Here is a 22,840-nt window from a genome sequence, read left to right on the forward strand (position 1 = left end):
CAGCTCTGACGGGGTCTGAGTGCACGTTTGAATCGCGGCTGTATTGGTGAGGTTCTGATCGATCATGCTTGTTGTATTTGCCTCGCAGGCGCTTGGGCTAGATGGTTCGTGAGGCCAGGTTTGGATGGAGATCAGGCGTCGAGATACACACAAGTGGAAGTGGTCGTGGCAGCGCTGTGCTCTAAGCATGGCCGGCCTCCTTCAGCAGGATCGCTAGCTTTTCTTCCAGGCGCTTCAACTCAGATTTGAGTGTGGCGCGCTCAGCCCTCAAACTCGCAAGATCAAGTTCTTCTTCTTCCTCAAGAATCTCTACGTAGCGCGCGACTGAGAGGTTGTAGTCGTTGCCAGCTACCTCAGTCTGAGAGGCCAGCTTCGAATATTGGTCGACATCTATCCGAGCCTGGTAGGTCGTTTCGATCTGATCCAGATCTGGCTCGCGCAAGACGTTCAGAATCTTCCCTTGCTGGTAGCTACGGCTGGCATCAATAAACAAGATTCCGTCATCTGCCTTTTTCCTACGCAGTACCAGAATCGCCGTCTGAATGCCTGTGTTGGCGAGCATCTTGGGCGGTAGGGCAATTACCGCATCAATTAGGTTTTCCTTAACAAGGTGCTCCCGAATTTGGCGCTCTGCACCGCCCCGGAACAGAACGCCGAGAGAGACAATCACAGCCATGCGACCGCGCTCAGGCGCAAGGCTCGCAATCATGTGACTAATGCACGCGAAGTCGCCTGATGCCCGAGGGGGAATGCCGCGCCAGTAGCGGCCAAATGGATCATTCTCTGCCCATTCATGCCCCCATTCGCGTAGCGAGAAAGGCGGATGAGACACGACAACGTCGAACCGACTCAACTGGCTATCCGCGTCGAGAAGACTAGGGTTGCGTAGGGTATCTCCCCAAGCGAGCAAGCAGTCTGTTTCGCCATGAAGGAGCAAGTTCATCTTGGCTAGGCCCAATGTGTTGCCGTTCGCGTCCTGGCCGTACAACAAGCAGCCTCTACCACTCGAATTCTGGCGCGCAAATTGATTGCAGGCGGTCAGGGTCCAGGCAGCGCCACAGAAGGGATCATAGATTTTCTCCCCCTCCGTTGGCTGCATCAGACGGGCGATCAACTGCGAAAGCTCAGGTGGCGTTAAGTACTCACCGCCACGTTTACCGCTAGCTTCTCCGGTATGTCTGAGAATGGCTTCAGACGCAGCTGCAGCGGCGATCTGTATGCCACCACGGCCCACGCGAAAGTCGAGTGCTGGGGTGTTGAATGCCTCAAGCAACCGCCAAAGGATGCGGTCTTTCTGGTCTGCGCTACCGAGCCTGGGCGAGTCGAATGAGACGAACAGAAACATCTTTTCCAACCCACTGTTGGAGGCTTCGATCAGTTCGAGAGCTTTATCAATACGTGCCCCATTGCCAGGCTGATTTCTCGCTGCATGCAAGCCGTAGAAGTTCGCCTTTTCGGGTACGAAATAGTGCACTCCACTAGGAAGTTTCTTGTTCTCAGGAGAGTCTTCTAGGCCCGTGTCGGCGAGGTACTTGAGCATGAGCATTGCCATAGAAAACTCTGCGCTGTCATGAGGGTCACAAACCCCTCGGAAGACGCTCAACACGCTCGATATGGCTGCGTTAATGGCATTCAGCATTTGCAGATCAGACATGACGGCCTCCGTCTTGCAAAAGCTGCTTTGTCACGTGGGCGATCTCTGCCTGATCCAACTCGCTCAAGCGATGCCGGATGGCGACAATTTGCTGCTTGGTGTGATCCAACTCTGAGATCTGCTTCTGCTTGAGCAGGGGAGGTATCTCCACTTCCAGAGTAAGCAGCGCAGCCTTTGTGAGTGCCTTGATACTAGTGCCGGTCAGCATCAAGCCAATCCTGGCCTGCGTCGATTTCTGGTTGAGGTGCCAAACGAGGTAGCGAGCATCCAGTTGCGGCCCTGGCGTGATCACGTTCAATTGCCCTAGGGGAAACACGGGCTCGCTAGCGCCCTCAAAAAGCCACGCTTTGTAGTAGTCGCCCCGCGAAGGTATTACGACGTCACCTGGTTGCAGGCAATGGGAGAGGTGCCCTTCATCTAGGAGGATCCGCGGTAGTTCATTCCATTGAAGCGGCTTGCTTGCGACCAAGTCCCTGATCGCCAAGGCACGCACATTGCCATTCTGCTGCTCTTGGGGCGGCTGGCTGCGGAACACAACAGCTGTACGGACATGGGCAAGCTTGGAAAGATTCATGCAGAAGAGCTCTACAGTTTCTGGGTGGGGGAAGTATATGCACCCAGCGGGGGAATGCGCAAGCAGAAGAATTCTACTGTTGATGGCGACGGCTTCTGGGTCTGTGATCGGTCTAAAGTATGGGGATGGTTTGAGGTTGACGGTTGCTCTAATAGATCCGAGGCGGACGGCGCTTGCTCAGCATCCGGCTTGCGAGTCTGGTTCCAAGGCTTGGTACTGATCGCCGGTCTCACCTTCGATCAGTTTCCAGCCAAGATCGCCGTTTTCCGGGGGGGGCGGCAGCAAAAAGAAATGGAGACTAAAGCGGGGGCTAAAAATGCCGTAAACGAAAAAGCCCATCATTGATACGAGCTTAAATCTTTGATTTATATGGTTATCCAGCACGGATTCGAACCGTTGGCCAAAGGATTATGAAGACGTTGTTTTGACTATCCAAGCTTCTTGGCTAGATCTTCGGCCCTTGGATGGTAATAGCGCATGAGCATTCTCGTGTCTTGGTGGCCAGTGATTTTGGTCAGCTCATGCAGTGGGAATATCTCAGCCAGGCGCGAGGTAGCCTCATGGCGTAGATCGTGAAACCGAAGGTCGAGCAGGAATGGATCTCTGGCGGTTTGCTCTGCAACCTGCTCCGGCGTTAGTCCCCCGGATTTGAGATGCAGCTCAAGCCCCCACTCATAAGCATTCCTAGCACCACTCAGAGCATCCAGGAACGCCTTAGTGATGGTGTCCGGCTGGCTTTTGAATACTCGGCCGCCCTCTAATTTAGGTTGGTTTTCAATGATCGCTGCGGCTCGGCTGGATAGCGGTACGCCGCGTGAAGAACCATTTTTCGTCATTGGGAGGAGGGCTGTCCGCTTTTTCAGATCTACGTTGGCGCGTAGCAGGCCGGTTATCTCACTACGGCGCATTGCTGTTTCCACTGCGAAGGCGACGATTTTCGGCAGCTCGGCCGAGCGCGAGTGGCGGCAGATCATTTCCAGCTCATCCAAGTGCTCGCTTATCAGCTTCCCGTCTTTGCATGTCCATACGTCTGCTCTGAGGATTCGTCGTTCGCGGGCGTCATCAACGCTCGGTTGGCGGATCAGTTCGACGGGGTTGCTTAGCGACTCCATACGCCACTCTTTGCGGGCTATGGTGAAAACGTGAGAGATCAGGGCCAGCTCGCGGCGCACGGTGGAGGGAGCCAGGCCCTCTTCGAGGCGCATGTCCCGGTAAGTCGCCATGTCTGAGCCACGAATGCTGGCGAGCGAGCGAAGGGCGAGAGGGTGGCGTTGCATGGCCTGGATGCGTGACAGCTCTGAGGCGCTGCTGCGCTTCTTGCTGGTCACCTCCTTGGCATACAACTCCAGTGCGCTGGAGAAGGAGGTGGCTTCGGCTTCGTTGCGGCTGACGAACACGCCAGCGTCCATTTCGCGCTCGATCATGGTCGCCCAGGTTTTTGCCTCTGCCTGGGTATTGAACGTCTTGCTTTGCAGGGGCCATCCTTTACGTCTGACTTGCACTTGCCATTGGAATGGGCCGCGCTTGCGAAAGGTCGCCATTTCTAATCTCAGTGTGACAAAATTGTGCCAAATATCATAAAGGAATACCCATGGAAGCCGCAAAGCCCCAGTTATTACGCGAAACCTTCCCCGTCGGGCCTTTGCAGTGCAACTGCACGCTGATCGGCGACCCCCTGACCAAGAAAGCCATTGTCGTCGACCCGGGTGGTGATGTGGACAAGATCCTTGCTCGCCTGCAGGTCCACGGCCTGACGCTGGTGAGCATCATCCACACCCATGCGCACTTCGACCACTTCCTCGCGTCAGGCAAGCTCAAGGAGCTGACGGGTGCCACGCTGCACCTGCACAAGGACGACCAGGTGTTGTGGGACAACCTTGAGATGCAGTGTCAGATGTTCGGCGTACCTTACACCCCGGTACCGGCACCGGACCGCTGGCTGGGCGATGACGAAGAACTGGCCTGCGGCTGCGGTGTGGCGTTGCATACGCCAGGCCATACCCCGGGCTCGATGAGCTTCTGGTTCGCCGACGCCAAGTTGTTGATTGCCGGTGACACCCTGTTCCGCCGTGGGATTGGCCGCACCGATTTGTGGGGTGGCGACCAGCGGGCAATCGTGCGTTCCATCAAGGAGCGGCTGTACCGGCTGGACGAAGAGGCCATCGTGGTAACCGGCCACGGGCCCGACACCCGTTTGGGCGACGAGATGCGTGAAAACCCATTCGTGCGTGCCTGATGGCACATGAAGGCACTTTCATGGAATTTTTCGTTGCCGATGCGATCCAAGGCTGGCATAGAACCCCTTGGGATCTGCCGCATTTATGAATTTCAGTAGGAGCTTGTCCATGTTCACCATGCGTCGTCTGATTATCGTCGCAACCGCCGCTGCACTGATGACCGGCTGTGCCGGCCAGAACCCCTACGACAACCAGGGTCAGGCGCAGGGCTCCACAGGGATGAGCAAGACTGCCAAGTATGGCGGTTTGGGCGCGCTGGCCGGTGCCATCGCGGGTGCCGCCATCGACCACAACAACCGTGGCAAGGGGGCCCTGATCGGTGCCGCAGCAGTGGGTGCTGCCGCTGCAGGTTACGGCTACTACGCCGACAAGCAGGAAGCCGAGCTGCGCGCACAGATGGCCAACACGGGTGTGGAAGTGCAGCGTCAGGGTGACCAGATCAAGCTGATCATGCCGGGCAACATCACCTTCGCCACCGACTCTGCCAACATCGCCCCAAGCTTCTACTCGCCGCTGAACAACCTGGCTGGCTCGTTCAAGCAGTTCAACCAGAACACCATCGAAGTGGTTGGCTTTACCGACAGCACGGGCAGCCGCCAGCACAACATGGACCTGTCCCAGCGCCGTGCGCAGGCGGTCAGCACCTACCTGACTTCGCAGGGTGTGGATGCCTCGCGTATCTCTGTACGTGGCATGGGCCCGGACCAGCCGATCGCCAGCAACGCTGACGCCAATGGTCGTGCGCAGAACCGCCGTGTGGAAGTGAACCTGAAGCCGATTCCGGGTCAGCAGTATGAGCAGCAAGGTCAGGTTCAGCAGTATCCCTGATTGAATTTCAGGGCCGCTTTGCGGCTCTGAGGGAGCGGGCAGTCCCGCTCCCTCACGCTTGCAAAGAAGCCTCTGCTTTTAGCGCGCCACGCTGGCCTGAATCGCCGTCAGGGCAATGGTATGCACGATATCGTCAACCTGCGCCCCTCGAGGCAAGTCGTTCACCGGCTTGCGCAAACCCTGCAGCATCGGCCCCAGGCTGACCCCGTCGGCACTGCGCTGCACCGCCTTGTGCGTGGTATTGCCGGTATTCAGGTCGGGGAACACGAACACCGTGGCCCGCCCGGCCACCGGGCTAGCCGGCGCCAGCTCTCGGGCGATCGCCGGGTTGGCCGCTGCGTCATACTGCAACGGCCCATCGATCAGTAGCTCCTGCGCCGCGTCCTGTGCCAGGCGTGTCGCTTCGCGCACTTTCTCGACTTCTTCATCGCTGGCCGAATCGCTTGAATAACTGATCATCGCCACCCGTGGCGCGATGCCGAAGGCCTGCGCCGAGGCAGCACTCTGTTGGGCAATCTCCGCCAGCTCGGCAGCGCTTGGGTGCGGGTTCATCACGCAGTCGCCGTACACCAGCACCTGCTCGGGGAACAGCATGAAGAACACCGATGAGACCAGGCTCGAGCCGGGTGCGGTCTTGATCAGCTGCAGGGCCGGGCGGATGGTGTTGGCCGTGGAGTGCACCAGGCCCGAGACCAGGCCGTCCACTTCGTCCAGGGCCAGCATCATGGTGCCGATCACCACGGGGTCTTCCAGTTGCTGCTCGGCCATCGGTGCGTTGAGGTTCTTGCTTTTGCGCAGCTCGACCATGGGTTCCACGTAGCGCCCGCGAATCAGTTCGGGGTCGAGAATCTCCAGCCCCGGCGGCAATGTGATGCCCTGGGCACGGGCCACGGCGTCGACGTCTTCGGGTTTGGCCAGCAGCACGCAGCGGGCGATGCCGCGGGCTTGGCAGATGGCTGCAGCCTGCACCAGCAGTGGCTCGGCGCCTTCTGGCAGGACGATGCGCTTGTTGGCCTGCTGCGCACGCTGGATCAGCTGGTAGCGGAACACTGCCGGCGACAGGCGCAGTTCGCGTGGCGTGCCGCAGCGTTGGTGCAGCCAGGCCGCGTCGAGGTGGCTGGCGACGAAGTCGGTGATGAACTCGGCACGCTCGCGGTCGTCCACCGGGATTTCGCGGTTCAGCGAGTTGAGCTGGTTGGCGGTGTCGTACGAGCCGGTGCTGACCGAAAGGATCGGCAGGCCGGCCTGCAGGGCACCGCGGCACAGGCCGAGGATACGCACGTCAGGCTTGCTGTCGCTGGTCAGCAGCAAGCCGGCCAGGGGTACGCCATTGATCGCTGCCAGGCTGACAGCGAGGATGATGTCGTCGCGGTCGCCCGGGGTTACCACCAGGGTGCCCGAGGTCAGTAGCGGGACCGTGTTGGCCACCGTGCGTGCACAGATGATGATCTTGCTCATGCGCCGCTGCTCGTAATCGCCGGCATTGAGCACCTGGGCGCCGAGCAGCTCGGCCACATCGCGGGTCCGCGGGGCGTTCAGCTCTGGCTGGTAGGGGATGCAGCCAAGCAGGCGGAAGTCACTACCGCGCAGCAATGGCGAGTGCTCGCGCAGGCGGGTGGCGAAGTCCGCCATGCTCTCGTCGGTACGCACCTTGTTGAGGATCACCCCGAGCACTTTCGGGTCGCGTGGGCCGCCAAACAGTTGGGCCTGCAGTTCGACCCGCCCAGACAGCTCGCTGAGCACTTCGTTTTCCGGGGCCGATACCAGGATTACTTCGGCATCCAGGCTCTTGGCCAGGTGCAGGTTGACCCGCGCCGCGTAGCTGGCGTGGCGCGTGGGCACCATTCCCTCGACCACAACCACGTCATTGCCGACGCAGGCTTGCTGGTAGAGGCGGATGATTTCTTCGAGCAGCTCGTCCAGCTGGCCATCGCCGAGCATGCGCTCGACGTGGGCCAGGCTCAGTGGGACCGGTGGCTTGATGCCGTGGGTGCGGGCGACCAGTTCGGTGGAGCGCTCGGGGCCGGTGTCACCCGGGTGGGGCTGGGCGATAGGCTTGAAGAAGCCGACCTTCAGGCCGGCACGCTCCAAGGTGCGCACCAGGCCCAGGCTGATCGAAGTCAGGCCGACACCAAAGTCGGTCGGCGCAATGAAAAATGTCTGCATGCGTGCTTCTCGAAATAAGCGGTGCAAGAAATTAACGGTCAAGGGTAGCGCTATCGGCCCCTTGTGCGCACCAGCCGCAAGCGAAAGGTTGGCCGATGTGTTGCGCACGTTGTGCCGGGTCGAGCACCCAGGGGCGTTCCTGCCACGGCGGCTGGTGGCGCAGGTGCTGGGTATGGCCGCACGAAAGTTCCGCCACCCAGTGGCCTTCTTCGTCCTGATGAAAGCCGTTGATCCGACTGATGGGCCGTTGCTCGTCTGCACCGCGTTCGCAATCGGACGATGGCAAGGTTACACTTGTCCGCTCTACATTCTTTTGCAAAAGGTCTTGCCCCATGCTGATCGCCGCCAACAAGGCTGTCTCCATCGACTATACCCTGACCAACGACGCCGGGGAGACCATCGACAGCTCCGCCGGTGGCGCGCCGCTGGTTTACCTGCACGGTGCCGGCAACATCATCCCGGGCCTGGAAAAAGCCCTGGAAGGCAAACAGGCTGGCGACGAACTGAACGTTTCCATTGAACCTGAAGAGGCCTACGGCGAGTACCTGGCCGAACTGGTCAGCACCCTGAACCGTAGCCTGTTCGAAGGTGTCGACGAGCTGGAAGTAGGCATGCAGTTCCACGCTTCGGCGCCGGACGGCCAGATGCAGATCGTCACCATCCGCGACATCGACGGCGACGACGTCACCGTTGATGGCAACCACCCGCTGGCCGGTCAGCGTCTGACCTTCCAGGTCAAGGTTGTCAACGTGCGTGACGCCAGCGACGAAGAAATCGCTCACCGTCACATCCACGGTGAAGGTGGCCATCACCACTGATTTTCTGCGCTAAGCTCAGAAAGTCGCCAGGCGCTCGGGCAAGCCGATTTGCCTTCCTACGGGAGGTGAACGGTTTGGACGAGCGCCTTTTTAGTGGGCGGAATTCGCCTGCACGGCAACCGGGAACCTGAGAGGGGATTTCATCATGAGTGCATTTCACGACCTGAAACTGGAAGCGCTGAACGGCGGAGAGCTGCCCCTCGCACCCTTCAAGGGCCAAGTGGTGCTGGTGGTCAACGTTGCCTCCAAATGTGGCCTGACGCCGCAATACAAGGCCCTGGAGAACCTCTACCAGATCTACAAGGACAAGGGCTTCAATGTGCTTGGCCTGCCGTGCAACCAGTTTGCCGGGCAGGAACCGGGTAGCGAAAAGGAAATCCAGGACTTCTGCAGCCTCAACTACGGGGTCAGCTTCCCGCTGGGGGGCAAGCTGGAGGTCAACGGGCCGCAGCGCCATTCGTTGTACCGCCTGCTGGCAGGTGAGGGGGCCGAGTTCCCCGGTGACATTACCTGGAATTTCGAGAAGTTTCTGGTGGGCAAGGATGGCCGGGTGCTGGCGCGTTTCTCGCCGCGCACGGCGCCGGATGACCCGGCGGTGGTGCAGGCCATCGAAAAAGCCCTGGCCTGAAGAGTGCCTGACGCGATGTTTTGGCATCTGTGAGATCGAGTGCCGCGCGGGCGGCGCTCGATCTCACAGGCGCTGCAAACATTGCGCAGAACGCCCAGCCGTAGCACCAGGTTGCCGGCATGCGCTGTTCAGATACTCCTCGAACTGTTCGACAATCGCCGGCCAGCCCTGGCGGCTGGCATGCTGTCGCGCATTCAGGCGCACCCTGCGCAAGGTCTCCACTTCTTCCAGCAACCAGCACGCTGCATCGACAAACGCCGCCTGGTCCCCCGGCATGGCCAGCGCGCCACTGTGGCCATGGCGAATATGCTGCGCTGCGGCCGCCTCGTCATAAGCAACTACCGCCAACCCTGAGGCCATGGCTTCGAGCACCACATTGCCGAAGGTCTCGGTCAGGCTCGGGAACAGGAACAGGTCGCCGCTGGCATAGTGCTCGGCCAGTCGTTCACCGCGCTGGGCGCCGCAAAACACGGCGTCCGGTATCTCTTGTTCAAGCCTGGCGCGCTGAGGCCCGTCGCCGACCATGATCAGGCGCAGGCGCTTTTGTGGATACGTCTTGCGTAATGCCTCGAAGCAAGGCCGTAGCAAGCCAAGGTTCTTTTCCGCCGCCAGTCGCCCGACATGCAGTACGGCGATGTCCTCCGGGCCTAGCCCCCAGCTTTCGCGCAGGGCCTGGCTGCGCCGGGCCGGATGGAACAGGCAGGCATCGACTCCTCGGGCCAGCAGCTCCAGGCGTTCGAAACCGCGACGCTCCAGCTCCAGGCGCTGGCTGGCACTTGGCACCAAGGTGATTGCCGTGCGCCGATGGAACCAGCGCAAGTAGTGGGTGAGCAGGCGCGCCAGCAGGCCAAGGCCGTACTGGCCGGAATACTGCGGGAAGTTGGTGTGGAAGCCACTGACCACCGCCACCCCCAGGCGTCGGGCCGCGCGTAGTGCGCTGAGCCCCAGCGGCCCCTCGGTGGCGATGTACAGTACATCCGGGCGATGCCGGCGCCAGCGGCGCAACAGCTTGTGCATCGACACCTCGCCCCACTGCAAACCCGGGTAGCCCGGCAGCGCCCAGCCACGGCACAGCATCAGCTGCGGATCGTTGTGCACGTGCCCTTCGCCGGCCTGGCGCGGGCGCACCACCTCGACCTCGTGCCCGCGTTGGCGCAACCCATCACTGAGGCGGCCAAGGGTGTTGGCCACGCCATTGATCTCGGGTGGGAAGGTTTCGCTGACCAGGGTAATGCGTAGGGCGGGTGTATTCATGACAAAAAGTTTCCGCCTGCCGGGTTGCGCTAATGTGACCGCCTTGTGACGTAAAGATGACGCCTGACTGCCGGCACTTTTGCCTTCATGAATATTTCCTCGCACAGCACTCAAGAAGGTGTCCCCGGCAGCCGATGAAGATGCATTCGACTACGTGATGCGCTCCAGGAGAGCGGTGATGTTCAACAACAAGCTCAAGCAAGAAATCCGGCAACTGCGCGAAGACCTGATGTCCATCGAACAGGTCAAGAGTAGTCTCGACAGCGAGATGCTGGTGCTGCAGCTCGACCCTCAGGGACGGATCGAGATGGTCAACGGCAACTTCGAGAGCGAGATGCTCTACCGTGCCGAACAATTGCTTGGACGCAATATCGAGGACATCGTCCCCGCCCACGTAAAGTCGCTGGACTTCTACCAGCGCATGAAAAGTGCGATCAGCCGTGGCGAACACCTGAACGGTGCGTTCCGTCTTCTGCGGGGCAATGGTCAGGAAGCCTGGCTACGCTCGATCCTGCAGCCGGTGAAGAACAGCGAGGGGCGCATCAAGTACTTCACCCTGCATTCCAGCGACCTCACGCGAACCATCGAGACCTCACGCGAGCACGAAAGCCTGATCAAGGCCCTGATGCGCTCTACTGCGGTGATTGAGTTCGACCTCGACGGCATCATTCTCACTGCCAACGATCGTTTCCTGGCCACCGTCGGCTATCGCCTGGAGCAGATTCGCGGTAAGCACCACCGCATGTTCTGCGAACCGCAGGAGGTCAACTCGGCTGGCTACCAAGCGTTCTGGGACAGGCTGCGCCGTGGCGAATATGTTGCCGAGCGCTTCAAGCGCATCGATGCCCATGGCCGGGTGATCTGGCTGGAGGCCTCGTACAACCCGATCTTCGATGCCCACGATGTGCTGTACAAGGTGGTCAAGTTCGCCACCGTGATCACCGATCAGGTCAATCAGGAGCTGGCAGTGGCTGAGGCGGCAGATGTCGCCTACAACACCTCGCTGGGTACCGATGTCAGTGCTCGCAAGGCCACCGAAGTGGTCACCCAGACTGTCACCGTGATGCGTGGACTGGAGGCTTCGATGCAAGAGGCGGCCGACGGGATCCAGGCGCTGGATACCCAGTCGCGGGTGATCGGTTCGATCATCAAGACCATCAGCGACATTGCCGGGCAGACCAACCTGTTGGCCCTTAACGCGGCCATCGAAGCCGCCCGTGCCGGTGAGCAAGGGCGGGGCTTTGCCGTCGTTGCCGACGAAGTGCGCCAACTGGCCTCTCGCACCAGCACCGCCACCGAAGAAATCGCCCGGGTGGTACAGCAGAACGAACAACTGGCGCAGGCAGCAGTGTCGATCATCGACACCAGCAAGCGCCAGGCCGAACAGGGGTTGGCGCTGGCGGATGAGACGGGCAGCGTGATTGTCGAGATCCAGGACGGGGCGAAGCGGGTAGTGGACGTAGTGGGGCAGTTTTCCAGCCGGTTGAGTCTTTGATTTGGCTTGGGGTTTGTAATGGCCATGGGATCGAGCTTCACCTGCGCGGCGCTCGATCTCAAGAACGATAAAAATTTCCAGCCTTACCCACGGTAACGACTGAACAGCTGAACTTCGCCGAGCATGCCGGAAACGAAGTTGCATTTTCCTACAACTGACTCAGAAACCTCCGATCCGAATCCATGATGGGATTTCCCCCTGCACACGTTGTCAGGGAGACACCTCATGTACCTGGATTACCTCGTGCCCTCCTGGCACGAGATCGAGACACGTGTCATCGCCATGGTGGGCTACCAAAGCGGTGGCCAGTTCCGCACCAGCCTCAATGAAGAGGTCGCCTCACTGGGCCTTAACCTGCGCCGGATCGAAGCTGTCCGCACAGCCTTCTATTACGCCGAATGGCAGGCGGCGCACATGCTACGCCAGCGCTTCGCCGACCTTGACATCAACAGCATCGTCGACGAACTGCTGAGGGTCGTGCAGCAGATGGCGATGATCGTCGTCGGCAGCACCATTACCGGTGGCCTGCTTGGCGCAGGGGTCGGCGCATTCGCCGGCGGCGCCGGAACCATTCCGTTCGCTGGCGCAGGCGCGGCCATGGGCCTCAAGGTCAGTGGTTGGATCCTTGGCGCGCTGGGGCTGGCTTCCATTGCCGAGTTCTTCATCGAGGGCTTGCCGCGTATCGGCGAGTACTACGTCGATGGCATCCGCTTCGCCTGGGAAGGCACCTGCGGCAATGAAGGCACCGGCCCGTTCTGCCGGGACGACCCCTATGCGATACCTCGGGCCACGCATCAGATTGCTCAAGGCCATGTGGAAGTCGTGGTGCTGTTGTTGGGGGCGATCGTGTCGTACCTCACCCGCGGACGCGGCGATGCCCGAGTGCTGGCCCAGGAGATGGCGGCCAGCCGCAAAGGCGCGCGGCTGGGGCAATGGATGCTCAAGCATGAGGAAGGGTTGAAGAAACGGCCGGATCTGCAAGTGCCGGAGCGGCGCAAGGGGGCGATGGGTGATCCGCAGCCAGTTCAGCCGAATCGGCGGGCAGAAGAAGACAAGGAGCCGTCAACAGGTAAGCCCGGTAGCATGTCTTTGCATACGGTGGCATGTTTCAAGGCGGATAAATTGCCAGCATCGAAGCATGGCGAGTTTGAACGGCAGCTGAAGGGACAGCAGGATGGGTTGAATCGGCTAACGGTTGAAGAGTTTCTCGAAAATATCGCTAATCCGGCGAAGCGAGATCCGCGCATTGCAAAAATAGCGAGAAAGTAACTTTATGATAAGTTACAGGAGAGAATTCAGAGGGATCTGATGAAAACTATGAATGCCATTGAAGCTAGAAAGCTCTCGGTGAAGCAGGCAAAGGAAACCCTGTCATCTCTCGCAGCTTTGCATAATCCTGACTTGATCGCCGGTGGACGGGATACTATTTCTGATTTTGGCGACAGGCAAGTTAACTCGAGCATAGGCCCACAATGGAAAAGCAGAGTTGAGGGCTTGAAAGCTGCTGCCGAGAAAGCTTCAAAATCGGGCGTGGGATCAGGCTTGTTGAACGTAAAACTGCATAAATGCTAGTCGCTTGAGGGTTTCGCCGTGGATGAGGTTTTTTCCCTGTTTGTAGAGCAAGTTGGTGAGCCGTTTTTTCGACAGGAGGTTCCTCCCTCAAGTCTGGATCGATACAGAGGGATCTTGCCGAACAAATTGTTAGCGTATTGGAGTGAGCACGGTTGGTGCGGGTATGGTGACGGGATATTTTGGACTGTCAATCCCCAGGAATATGAAGGGGTAACTGCCTCGCTTATCGAAGGCACAATATTGGAGAAGCGGGATAGATACCACCTGATCGCTCGCGGCGCATTTGGTGACCTGTATCTCTTTGGAGAGCAAACGGGTTTCTCAGTAAAGATTTTGGCTCATATTTCACGATACAGGGGCAGTGAATATGAGTTGACGGCGGCGGATATGGACAGGGAAGTGCAAGGTTTCTTCCTTGGCAAAGAGAAGGCGTCTGTTGACTTTGATGGTATGTTCGAGCCCGCAAAGAAGAAATTGGGCATGCTAAAGCATGATGAAATGTATGGGTTCGTTCCAGCCTTGGCGTTCGGCGGGTCAAGCGACCTTGCTAATCTCGAGAAGGTTAAGGCAGTGGAACATCTAATACTGCTTTCTCAGATTGCCACCCTCGAACCCTACAGTTTCTCCGACTTCTAAAAAGCAATCCGCAAAAAGGGGCTGCCCTGCAGCCCCTCGCTCCTTCAGCTCCGCTCCCGCACCCAGAACAGCGTAGCCCCGGCCACCGCCGCCGGCATCATCAGCACGTTCACCACGGGAATCATCAGCGCCAGGTAGGTGATGCCGCCAAAGCCCAGGCTTTGCCAGCGCTTCTGCCGCAGCCAGGCGAGCATGTCCTGCCAGCTCATCTTGTTGTTGTCCGCCGGGTAGTCGATGTACTGGATGGCCATCATCCACACGCCGAAGATCAGCCATAGCGGCGCAGCCACCACGTTGACCACCGGGATCAGCGACAGGACGAACAGGCCGATGGCGCGTGGCAGGAAGTAGCCCAGCTTGCGCATTTCGCGGCTGAAGGTGCGCGGTACCATGGCTGCCAGCTCGCCCCAGCTGAAGGCTGGGAAGGTGTCTTCGCCACGCACTACCACCTCGACCTTTTCCGCCAGAAAACCGTTGAACGGCGCGGCAATGATGTTGGCCACCAAGGTGAAGGTGAAGAACACCATCAGCACCAGCAACGCAACGAACAGCGGCCAGAGGATGTAGCTGAGGAAGCTCAGCCAGTCAGGCAGTGTGGGCATCAGGGCATCGAGCCACAGGCCGAACTGGTGGCCGGCGAAGTAGATCAGGCCACCGAACAGCAACAGGTTGACCGCCAGGGGCAGCAGCACGAACAACCGCAGGTTGGGGCTCAGCACCAGTTTCAGGCCTTCGCGCAGGTATTGGGGGCCAGAGAGGACAGGGGCTTGCATCTAGATACTCCGCAGAGAAGGAAAACGCGCTGACCTTACCGAGTTTGCCGCGCCGACGAAAGGCACGCAGTCGGCGGGAAACGGGATGTAACAAAAGCGCCCGGGGGTGTTTATCGATGAAATCGCAGCATAGGCGATGCCTATGAGGTGGATTGTCTAAGGATATTTCCTTAATCTTTGCGACCTCGCTACAGTGCGCTCAACTTTTCGCTTTGCGGGCCTGCGCGTTTTAGCCTTCCCCAAGTGCTGCGTGGGTCCTTTTTAATTTCTTGGCTGGCGCAGCCGGTACACCGATGCCGGCCCTGCGGCCCGCTCGACAGGAGTTCGACATGTCTGAAGTACGTCATTCGCGCGTCATCATTCTCGGTTCCGGCCCTGCCGGTTACAGCGCTGCGGTGTATGCCGCCCGTGCCAACCTCAAGCCGCTGCTGATCACCGGCATGCAGGCTGGTGGCCAGCTGACCACCACCACCGAAGTCGACAACTGGCCGGGCGACCCCCACGGCCTGACCGGCCCGGCCCTGATGCAGCGTATGCAAGAGCACGCCGAGCGTTTTGAAACCGAGATCGTCTTTGACCACATCAACGCTGTCGACCTGGCCAACAAGCCGTTCACCCTGCAGGGTGACAGCGGCAAGTACACCTGTGATGCGCTGATCATCGCCACTGGCGCCAGCGCTCGCTACCTGGGCCTGCCGTCGGAAGAAACCTTCATGGGCAAGGGTGTTTCGGCCTGTGCCACCTGTGACGGTTTCTTCTACCGCAACAAGCCGGTCGCCGTGGTCGGTGGTGGTAACACTGCCGTGGAAGAGGCACTGTACCTGGCCAACATCGCCAGCAAAGTGACCCTGGTACACCGTCGCGAAACCTTCCGCGCCGAGAAGATCCTGGTCGACAAGCTGAACGCCCGTGTGGCCGAAGGCAAGATCGAGCTCAAGCTCAACGCCACCCTGGACGAAGTGCTGGGTGACAACATGGGCGTAACCGGTGCACGCCTGAAGAACAACGACGGCAGCAGCGACGAAATCAAGGTCGACGGCGTGTTCATCGCCATTGGCCACACCCCGAACACTTCGCTGTTCGAAGGCCAGCTGACCCTGAAAGACGGCTACCTGGTAGTCAACGGCGGCCGCGAAGGCAACGCCACCGCTACCAACGTCGAGGGTGTGTTTGCCGCTGGCGACGTGGCTGACCACGTTTACCGCCAGGCCATCACTTCGGCCGGTGCGGGTTGCATGGCAGCGCTGGATGTCGAGCGCTACCTGGACGGTTTGGCCAACGCCTCGTTCTGATCTGAGAAAAGGGGGCAAAGCGCCCCCAATCAAAAACCGGCCAAGCGCCGGTTTTTTATTGCCTGCTATCAGCTCACAGGCTCAGTCGCATCGACAGGTCCACCGCTTTCACATCCTTGGTCATGGCGCCAATCGAGATGTAGTCCACCCCTGTCTCGGCAATCACCCGCAGGGTCGTTTCGTTGACCCCGCCGCTGGCTTCAAGTTTGGCTTTGCCCGCGGTAATGCGCACGGCTTCGCGCATTTCGTCCAGGTTCAGCTCGTCGAGCATGATGATGTCCGCGCCAGCGGCCAGCGCCTGGCGCAGTTCGTCCAGGCTTTCGACCTCGATTTCCACCGGCTTGCCCGGCGCAATGCGGTGCGCTGCGGCCACAGCCTCGGCTACGCCGCCGCTGGCGGCGATGTGGTTTTCCTTGATCAGGAAGGCGTCGTACAGGCCTATGCGGTGGTTGTCGCACCCACCGCAGGTCACTGCGTATTTTTGCGCCAGGCGCAGGCCCGGCAGGGTTTTGCGGGTGTCCAGCAGGCGCACCTGGGTGCCGGCTACCAGGTCGGCGAGAAAGCGCGCACGGGTGGCGACCCCCGACAGCATCTGCAGGAAGTTCAGTGCGCTGCGCTCACCACTGAGCAGCGAACGGGCCGGGCCTTCCAGGTGGAACAACGGCTGATTGGCAGTGGCCTGCTCACCGTCGGCCACCTGCCAGTGCACTGCAACGCGCGGGTCGAGCTGGCGGAATACGGCATCGACCCAGGCGGTACCGGCGACCACGCAGTTTTCACGGGTGATGATGGTCGCCTTGGCCAGGCGCTCGGCCGGGATCAGTTGCGCGGTGATATCGCCACTGCCGATGTCCTCCAACAGCGCGCGGCGCACGTTGGCTTCAATTTCAGCGGTCAGGTCGGCAAGGCGTAGGTTCGGCATGGTCGGCTCCACAAGCTAGGTGCCCGCGATTATAGGGCAGGGGGCCGGTGTGTACAGCCGCCTTGGCGCTGACCTTTGGTCGGACGTCGTGAGTAATCGGAGCAGATCAGGGTCTTTAGCCAGCCAGCGAAACGACGCTGGTAGCTATGCGATTTTTTACCGATAATGGCGACTAGTATTTGGCGCCATGGCTTTGACGATTTTCCAGCCCTTTCGGGCAAGACACCCTGCAAGGAGTCCAGGATGCAAAAAGAAGGCAAGGTGGTGCCCTTGGCGGCAGCCATCGACCGAGGGGGGCGTACGCCTCATCCTTGCCTTCCGGTCTTGTTGCTGCAGGTGCGCGACAAGGCCGCGTTGCAGTTGCGTCAGGGCCTGCAGGACTTGTTCGACAATGCCGATGACACGCTCTTCGAAATGGCCGACAAGGCCTTGGACCGCAGTGACCAGAACCTGTACTTCGAGGCCATGCGTGACCTGCGCCTGAAGCGCAAGAGCATCGAGCGTGGTTTTCTGGATACGTTCCATGATGCTTTCCTCCGAGCCGGCCAGGTGGACTTGCTGGCAAACCTGGCCCAGCCGGGTAACCCGCGCAGCAAGGCTCAAATGGAGCGGGCCGCCGCTATCGAGAGCATGGTAGCGCGGGTGCTGTCACGCGATGGCATCGCCCTGCAGCAACTGGGTCTGCGCCTGCAGGCATTGCTCGACCGCCCCCTGTACGAGCAGTACAACCCATTGGGGCCAGCCGCGCTGTGTCGTTACTTTCTCGACGCCGGGCGTAATCTGGGCGTTGGCCTGCGGGTCAAGCTGGTGCTGCTGAAGCTGTTCGAGCGTTATGTGCTGCGCGATGTCGATGTGATCTATGGCGAAGCCAACCAGTTGCTGGCCGCTGCCGGCGTGCTGCCCGAGCTGCAACCGGCGCCGCGCCGGCGTGCCGAAGACCGGCGCATGCGTGCGCGACCCGGGCCGGCGAACCTTGGCCAGGAGGAGGGGGCGGACGCCGCAGGGCAGACGTTGTTTGCCTCGTTGCAGGCACTGCTGGCGCCGGTGCGCGGGCAGTTCGCTCCGCGCTTGCAAGCGGTGGCTGCCGCCCAGCCGATCAGTACCGCCGACCTGCTCCGGCTACTTTCGCATTTGCAGCGCTATGTGCCCGCCACGTACGAGGCCGATGACTTCGAGCTCGGCCAGCAGCTTGAGCAGCTGCTGTTGCGGGTCAGTGTGCGCAGCGGTACGCGTCGGCGCCTTCAGGTGGCTGACGAAGACATGATCAACCTGGTTGGCCTGCTGTTCGCGTTCATCCACAACGATGACAACCTGCCGGCCAGCCTGCGGGCGCTGATTGCGCGCCTTCATATTCCCTTGCTCAAGGTGGCATTACTGGACAAGGGGCTGTTTAGCCGGAGTAACCACCCGGCGCGCCGTTTGCTCAACGAAATCGCCGGCGCCGCGATTGGCTGGGAGTGCGGCAGCGAGTGCCAGCGTGACAGCTTGCACATGCGGGTAGAGCGTATCGTCCAGCGCTTGCTCAATGATTTTGCCGACGATGCCAGCTTGTTCGCCGAGTTGCTCGACGACTTCCTGGCATTCAATCAGGACGAACGGCGACGTAACGAGTTGCTGGAGCAACGCACTCGCGACGCCGAAGAAGGCCGTGCCCGGGCAATGCAGGCCAGGCAGCAGGTGCAGCACGTGCTCAACCAGCGCCTGCGCGGCCGGGTATTGCCGCAGGTGGTGGTGCAAATGCTGGTGCAGGCCTGGAGCCAGGTACTGCTGTTGGCTTGGCTGAAACAGGGTGAGGCCTCACAGGCCTGGCGCGACGCAGTGCAGACGATGGACATGCTGCTGGCCAGCATCACGCCGCCACATGAGCCACAAACCTTGCTGCAGCAGGTGCCAGGCCTGCTCAAGGCGCTGCGCGATGGCCTGGCCAGCGTAGCCCTGGACGCGGTGGCGACCCGCGAGTTCTTCCTGCAACTGGAACAGTTGCACTTGCGCGCCTGCGCAGGTAATGAGGCGCTGCCGGGAGGGGAGGGCCAATCCTTGGGCGATGTGCGGGTGGCCCAAGAGATTGTGCTGGCGATTGCCGAAGAGCCCGCCTGCGTGCCCCTGCACGCTGCCGACGGGCAGGCTGCAGTGCTGCGCCAGGCGCAACGCCTGCGCATCGGCACTTGGGTCGAGGTTCTCGACGAAGATGAGCCGCTGCGCTGCAAGCTGGTCGCGCGTATCGACAGCAGTGACAGGCTGGTGTTCGCCAACCGCACCGGCATGAAAGTGCGCGAGTGGAGCAGCGCCAGCCTGGCCCAGGCACTGCAGCGGCACGAAGTGCGCGTGCTGGATGATCGCCTGTTGTTCGAACGGGCGCTGGAGGCGGTACTTGAAAGCTTGCGGCAAGGGCAGGCGCAATAGGCCGACGCATTACAATCATTCACATGCACACGGCGTTGGCCGCAGGGCATACTGTGGGCATGTTCACGGCGTTTTTCAGGATCTGCCCATGCAATTGGACCGTGCCACTGGCTGGTTCCACGGAATCGGAATCACCCACTGCCCCTCGCCGAACTTCAATTCGCGCCCCGAAGGCGAATCGATTTCCCTGCTGGTGATCCACAACATCAGCCTGCCCCCGGCCTGTTTCGGCACGGGCAAGGTGCAGCAATTCTTCCAGAACCGCCTGGCCCTTGATGAACACCCGTATTTTGCCAGCATCAACCACCTGACCGTGTCGGCGCACCTGTTCGTCGAGCGTGACGGCGCGGTGACGCAGTTCGTGTCGTTGCATGATCGTGCCTGGCATGCGGGTGTGTCGAGCTTTGACGGGCGCGAAGGCTGTAACGACTTTTCCATCGGCATCGAACTGGAAGGCACCGACGACCTGCCCTATACCGATGCCCAGTATGCGGTGCTGGAACAACTCACCCGGCACATCCGCGCTGCCTGGCCGGCCATCGACCTGAGCCGCATTCAGGGCCACAGTGACATTGCCCCGCAGCGCAAGACCGACCCCGGCCCGGCCTTCGACTGGTCGCGCTACCGCCAGGCGCTGCAGCACAACGAGGACAAGGCATGAGTTTTCTGGTGTTGTTGCTGGCGCTGTGGGTCGAGAAGTTTTCGGCCCTGCGCCATCAGGTGCAGCGCGATGGGTTCTTTCTTGGCGAACTGGTGCGTCTGGAACGCAACGGCAAGGTCCACCCCTGGTGGACGTTGGCCATCCTGGTGTTGGCACCGGTAGCGCTGCTGGTGTTGCTGCTGCATGTGCTGGAGCCGGTGGCCTATGGTTTGCTGGCGTTGCCGGTGCACTTGCTGGTGCTGATCTACAGCCTGGGCCGCGGCGATGCCAAGGCATCGCTGGGGGCGTTTCGTGATGCCTGGCGGCGGGGGGATGATCAGGCGGCGCTGCACGCGGCCGAGCGCGACCTGGGCCTGGTGGCCGATGAACCGCACAGCTTGCTGGTGCGGGTGCAGGGTAACTTGCTGAGGCAGGTGTACCAGGGCTTTTTTGCGGTGATCTTCTGGTATTTCGTACTGGGCCCTGGCGCTGCGCTGGCTTATCGATTGTTGGCGCTGTGTAGTGAGCACAGCAAGCAGCCGGCTTTGAAGGCGCGTGCCGAGCAGTTGCGGCACATCATGGACTGGTTGCCGGTGCGGGCGCTGGCATTGAGCTTTGCCCTGGTGGGCAACTTCCTCGCGGTGACACGGGTGATGCTGCACGAAGTGCTCAACTGGCACATCAGCGCCGGGCACCTGGTGGCTCGGGTAGGGCGGATTGCCGATGACATTCCCGAGGAAGAGGACAGCCAGCGCGGGTTGGGGCGGCTGGACAGTCTGTGGGAATTGCTGTTGCGCTGTGCAGTGCTGTGGTATGCCGGGTTCGCGCTGTGGACCGTGCTGGTCTGATTCGGGGCCGATCGCATCCCACGGGAATCCCGGTCACCCGAGTTTCACCAGCCGAACAACGTGCAAGCATTGCGGGTGCTGGCCTGTGCCAGCACCTCCACATCCAGCCCCATTACGTGCGCCAGCGCCGCTGCAATTTCCGGCAGGTGCTCCGGGCTGTTGCGAACCCCCGGGTACATCGCCGGTGCCATGTCCGGTGCATCAGTCTCCAGCACCACACTGTCCAGTGGCAGCCGCGCCAAGGTCTTGCGCAGCCGCAGCGCCTGCGGCCAGGTACCCGCACCGCCCAACCCCAGCAGGAACCCCAGCTTGATGTACTCGCGGGCCTCTTCGTAGCTGCCGGCAAACGCATGAATCACCCCCGCCCGCGCTGGCTTGTAGCGCTTGAGTGTGGCAATCACCTGGGCATGGCTGCGGCGCACGTGCAGCAGGGCCGGTAGTTCGAAGTCGCAAGCCATCTGCAGTTGCGCTTCGAACAGCGCCTGCTGGCGGGTCTTGTCAATGTCTGCGAGGTAATAGTCCAGGCCAAACTCACCTACGGCACATAGCCGCGGGTTGTCGCGCAGGCGCTCCAGCCACTCGCGCAGTTGCACCAGGTGCTCAGGGCGATGCTGGTCGAGGTAGACCGGGTGCAGGCCAAGCGCGGCGAACAGGCGCGGCTCGGCGCAGGCCAGTTCCCACACCCGCTGGAAATTCGCCTGGTACACCCCCAGCACCACCATTCGCTCCAGCCCACGCGCCGCCGCGTTGGCCAGCAGGCGCGGTCGGTCGGCGTCGAAGTCGGGGAAGTCCAGGTGGGTGTGGGTGTCGATCAGGCGCATGTTCAGGCCGCTGAGATGCGTTGCTTGAAGGTGCGGCCAACAGCGTGCACGCCGGGTTCATAGCGTTTTTCCTCGATGGCGGCCAGTGCCAGTTCAAGCGCGGTGGCCGCAATCTGGCCATGCTGCTGGGCCATGGCATTGACCGGCAGCGGCAGGAAGTCGAGCAACTGGTTGTCGCCAAAGGTACCCAACTGCAGTTGGCGCGAGTCGACCGGGCGCGCCTGGAGGGTGTCGAACACGCCCTGCAACAGCACGTACGAAGTAGTCACCAGAGCATCCGGCAGGCCACCCAGGTCGTCGATCAGTTGCTGCATCAGGCGTTGGCCGCACTCACGGCTGAAGGCTTCGCCCTGATAGCGGCGTACTTCGCCGGTATAGCCTTGCAGGGCTTCGTCGAATCCGCCGGCACGTGCCTGGCTAACCGACAGCTCGGGGCGTGCGCCTATCAGGGCGATGCTGCGTGGGGCCGAGCTGAGCAGGCTGGTGGCCAGCTGGCGGCTGGCATCGCGGTCGTCGCTGATCACCGAGCAGAAGTGTGCGGGGTCCAGACGGCGGTCGATGGCAATCACCGGCAGGCCTTTGTCCTGCAGCTCGCGGTAGCTGTCATCTTCTGGCGGCAGGCAACTGGCAACGAACAGCGCATCACATCGGCGCGCACGGAACAGTTGCTGCAGTTGGCGCTCGCTGTCTGGCTGGTCATCGCTGCTGGCGATCAGCAGCTGGTAGCCGCGGGCGCGTGCGCCTTGCTCCAGTTGCTTGGCAATGCGGGCGTAGCTGGGGTTCTCCAGATCCGGGAGAATGAAGCCCAGGGTGCGGGTATGCCGGCTGCGCAGCCCAGCAGCCTGCGGGTTGGGGGTGAAGCCGTGGGCTTCGACCACCGCGCGTACCCGCTCGACAGTACTGTTACTGATGCGCTGCTGTTCAGCCTTGCCATTGATGACGTAGCTGGCAGTGGTCACGGACACACCGGCCAGACGGGCGATATCGCTGAGTTTCACCGAATTTTCCTTGTTATTACCGGGGCTGGCTGTAAGGCCGGACCGGGTAGTTTGACCCGGTACAGGCATCACGCGCAGACGACCATTGTCGCAATTGTCCGACAGGATGGGGCTTTTTACTGGGCAGATTATCGAGTAACGTGGCCGTCTGGTCAGATTAAACGTTTCAGCTGCCGAATTTTCTGCCTCGGCTGCCACCCGCGCGAGGCTGCTGAACTGGCCCTTTATGTGAATTTCACAACAATACTCCAGTACCCGAACGGGAACTGCAAAAGGAGAAG

General features: G+C 60.9%; 21 protein-coding genes and 1 pseudogene. 12 read left to right on the forward strand and 10 right to left on the reverse strand.

Going from position 1 to position 22,840, the window contains the following annotated elements; all coding sequences use genetic code 11:
* Positions 1 to 181: 181 nt before the first annotated feature.
* Positions 182 to 1,654: an N-6 DNA methylase gene (locus QYE47_RS19645; RefSeq protein WP_070383461.1), complete on the reverse strand. Its 1,473-nt coding sequence runs from the start codon at positions 1,652 to 1,654 to the stop codon at positions 182 to 184.
* Positions 1,647 to 2,228 carry a restriction endonuclease subunit S gene (locus QYE47_RS19650; protein ID WP_070383462.1) on the reverse strand — a complete coding sequence of 194 codons (582 nt, stop codon included), beginning with the start codon at positions 2,226 to 2,228 and terminating at the stop codon, positions 1,647 to 1,649. Before QYE47_RS19650 ends, QYE47_RS19645 begins: the two co-directional genes overlap by 8 nt.
* Between QYE47_RS19650 and QYE47_RS19655 the strand changes: the two genes are divergently transcribed.
* The gene (locus QYE47_RS19655) at positions 2,205 to 2,573 is read left to right on the forward strand and encodes a hypothetical protein (RefSeq protein ID WP_155766695.1); all 369 of its coding nucleotides are present in this window, start codon (positions 2,205 to 2,207) and stop codon (positions 2,571 to 2,573) included. The genes QYE47_RS19650 and QYE47_RS19655 overlap by 24 nt on opposite strands.
* A gap of 83 nt (positions 2,574 to 2,656) precedes the next feature.
* Here the strand turns inward: QYE47_RS19655 and QYE47_RS19660 are convergent, their stop codons facing one another.
* Entirely contained in the window at positions 2,657 to 3,769 is a 1,113-nt protein-coding gene (locus tag QYE47_RS19660) for a site-specific integrase (protein ID WP_070383463.1), read from the reverse strand.
* A gap of 50 nt (positions 3,770 to 3,819) precedes the next feature.
* Here QYE47_RS19660 and QYE47_RS19665 point away from each other — a divergent pair, with 50 nt between their 5' ends.
* Positions 3,820 to 4,464, forward strand: coding sequence for an MBL fold metallo-hydrolase (locus QYE47_RS19665; RefSeq protein WP_070383464.1), 645 nt, complete (start codon positions 3,820 to 3,822; stop codon positions 4,462 to 4,464).
* A gap of 109 nt (positions 4,465 to 4,573) precedes the next feature.
* Positions 4,574 to 5,293, forward strand: coding sequence for an OmpA family protein (locus tag QYE47_RS19670; protein ID WP_003247328.1), 720 nt, complete (start codon positions 4,574 to 4,576; stop codon positions 5,291 to 5,293).
* Positions 5,294 to 5,371: 78 nt separating this feature from the next.
* Here QYE47_RS19670 and pta read toward each other — a convergent pair whose 3' ends face one another.
* Together pta and QYE47_RS19680 are read right to left on the reverse strand one after the other, a co-directional pair.
* The gene (gene pta, locus QYE47_RS19675) at positions 5,372 to 7,459 is read right to left on the reverse strand and encodes a phosphate acetyltransferase (protein ID WP_014589695.1); all 2,088 of its coding nucleotides are present in this window, start codon (positions 7,457 to 7,459) and stop codon (positions 5,372 to 5,374) included.
* A 31-nt stretch (positions 7,460 to 7,490) separates the two neighbouring features.
* Positions 7,491 to 7,793 carry a DUF3565 domain-containing protein gene (locus QYE47_RS19680; protein ID WP_019436945.1) on the reverse strand — a complete coding sequence of 101 codons (303 nt, stop codon included), beginning with the start codon at positions 7,791 to 7,793 and terminating at the stop codon, positions 7,491 to 7,493.
* Here QYE47_RS19680 and QYE47_RS19685 point away from each other — a divergent pair.
* Positions 7,792 to 8,277 carry a peptidylprolyl isomerase gene (locus QYE47_RS19685; RefSeq protein ID WP_003247325.1) on the forward strand — a complete coding sequence of 162 codons (486 nt, stop codon included), beginning with the start codon at positions 7,792 to 7,794 and terminating at the stop codon, positions 8,275 to 8,277. The genes QYE47_RS19680 and QYE47_RS19685 overlap by 2 nt on opposite strands.
* A 145-nt stretch (positions 8,278 to 8,422) precedes the next feature.
* Entirely contained in the window at positions 8,423 to 8,905 is a 483-nt protein-coding gene (locus tag QYE47_RS19690; protein ID WP_014589696.1) for a glutathione peroxidase, read from the forward strand.
* A 63-nt stretch (positions 8,906 to 8,968) separates the two neighbouring features.
* Here the strand turns inward: QYE47_RS19690 and QYE47_RS19695 are convergent, their stop codons facing one another.
* Entirely contained in the window at positions 8,969 to 10,159 is a 1,191-nt protein-coding gene (locus tag QYE47_RS19695) for a glycosyltransferase family 1 protein (protein ID WP_070383465.1), read from the reverse strand.
* Between the two features lie 178 nt (positions 10,160 to 10,337).
* On the opposite strand from QYE47_RS19695, the gene QYE47_RS19700 reads away from it, so the two are divergent.
* The 3 genes and pseudogenes from QYE47_RS19700 to QYE47_RS19710 all read left to right on the forward strand — a co-directional run bounded on the left by QYE47_RS19700 (position 10,338) and on the right by QYE47_RS19710 (position 13,862).
* The gene (locus QYE47_RS19700; RefSeq protein WP_003247322.1) at positions 10,338 to 11,654 is read left to right on the forward strand and encodes a PAS domain-containing methyl-accepting chemotaxis protein; all 1,317 of its coding nucleotides are present in this window, start codon (positions 10,338 to 10,340) and stop codon (positions 11,652 to 11,654) included.
* Between the two features lie 225 nt (positions 11,655 to 11,879).
* Positions 11,880 to 13,226 (forward strand): annotated as a pseudogene (locus QYE47_RS19705) (DUF6861 domain-containing protein).
* 18 nt (positions 13,227 to 13,244) lie between these two features.
* Positions 13,245 to 13,862, forward strand: a complete 618-nt coding sequence (locus tag QYE47_RS19710) for a GAD-like domain-containing protein (RefSeq protein ID WP_003247320.1) — start codon at positions 13,245 to 13,247, stop codon at positions 13,860 to 13,862.
* Between the two features lie 44 nt (positions 13,863 to 13,906).
* On the opposite strand, the gene cysZ is transcribed toward QYE47_RS19710, so the two are convergent.
* A complete protein-coding gene (gene cysZ / locus QYE47_RS19715) occupies positions 13,907 to 14,635 on the reverse strand; it encodes a sulfate transporter CysZ (protein WP_003247319.1) in 729 nt (242 codons plus the stop codon).
* Between the two features lie 329 nt (positions 14,636 to 14,964).
* Between cysZ and trxB the strand changes: the two genes are divergently transcribed.
* Positions 14,965 to 15,927, forward strand: a complete 963-nt coding sequence (gene trxB, locus QYE47_RS19720; protein WP_003247318.1) for a thioredoxin-disulfide reductase — start codon at positions 14,965 to 14,967, stop codon at positions 15,925 to 15,927.
* Between the two features lie 73 nt (positions 15,928 to 16,000).
* Here trxB and nadC read toward each other — a convergent pair whose 3' ends face one another.
* Positions 16,001 to 16,849 carry a carboxylating nicotinate-nucleotide diphosphorylase gene (nadC, locus tag QYE47_RS19725; RefSeq protein WP_003247317.1) on the reverse strand — a complete coding sequence of 283 codons (849 nt, stop codon included), beginning with the start codon at positions 16,847 to 16,849 and terminating at the stop codon, positions 16,001 to 16,003.
* 243 nt (positions 16,850 to 17,092) lie between these two features.
* Between nadC and QYE47_RS19730 the strand changes: the two genes are divergently transcribed.
* The 3 genes from QYE47_RS19730 (at position 17,093) to ampE (ending at position 20,740) form a co-directional block, all read left to right on the forward strand.
* The gene (locus QYE47_RS19730) at positions 17,093 to 19,252 is read left to right on the forward strand and encodes a DUF1631 domain-containing protein (protein ID WP_070383466.1); all 2,160 of its coding nucleotides are present in this window, start codon (positions 17,093 to 17,095) and stop codon (positions 19,250 to 19,252) included.
* A gap of 88 nt (positions 19,253 to 19,340) precedes the next feature.
* On the forward strand, positions 19,341 to 19,913 hold the full coding sequence (gene ampD / locus QYE47_RS19735; RefSeq protein WP_070383467.1) for a 1,6-anhydro-N-acetylmuramyl-L-alanine amidase AmpD: 573 nt from the start codon (positions 19,341 to 19,343) through the stop codon (positions 19,911 to 19,913).
* A complete protein-coding gene (ampE, locus tag QYE47_RS19740; protein WP_070383468.1) occupies positions 19,910 to 20,740 on the forward strand; it encodes a regulatory signaling modulator protein AmpE in 831 nt (276 codons plus the stop codon). The genes ampD and ampE overlap by 4 nt, the downstream gene beginning before the upstream one ends.
* A gap of 44 nt (positions 20,741 to 20,784) precedes the next feature.
* Here ampE and QYE47_RS19745 read toward each other — a convergent pair whose 3' ends face one another.
* Positions 20,785 to 21,561 carry a TatD family hydrolase gene (locus QYE47_RS19745; RefSeq protein ID WP_014589706.1) on the reverse strand — a complete coding sequence of 259 codons (777 nt, stop codon included), beginning with the start codon at positions 21,559 to 21,561 and terminating at the stop codon, positions 20,785 to 20,787.
* 2 nt (positions 21,562 to 21,563) lie between these two features.
* The gene (gene cra, locus QYE47_RS19750; RefSeq protein ID WP_070383469.1) at positions 21,564 to 22,559 is read right to left on the reverse strand and encodes a catabolite repressor/activator; all 996 of its coding nucleotides are present in this window, start codon (positions 22,557 to 22,559) and stop codon (positions 21,564 to 21,566) included.
* Between the last annotated feature and the right edge of the window lie 281 nt (positions 22,560 to 22,840).

The organism is Pseudomonas sp. 2,4-D (assembly GCF_030418155.1).
In the GTDB taxonomy this organism is placed as follows: Bacteria; Pseudomonadota; Gammaproteobacteria; order Pseudomonadales; family Pseudomonadaceae; genus Aquipseudomonas; species Aquipseudomonas alloputida.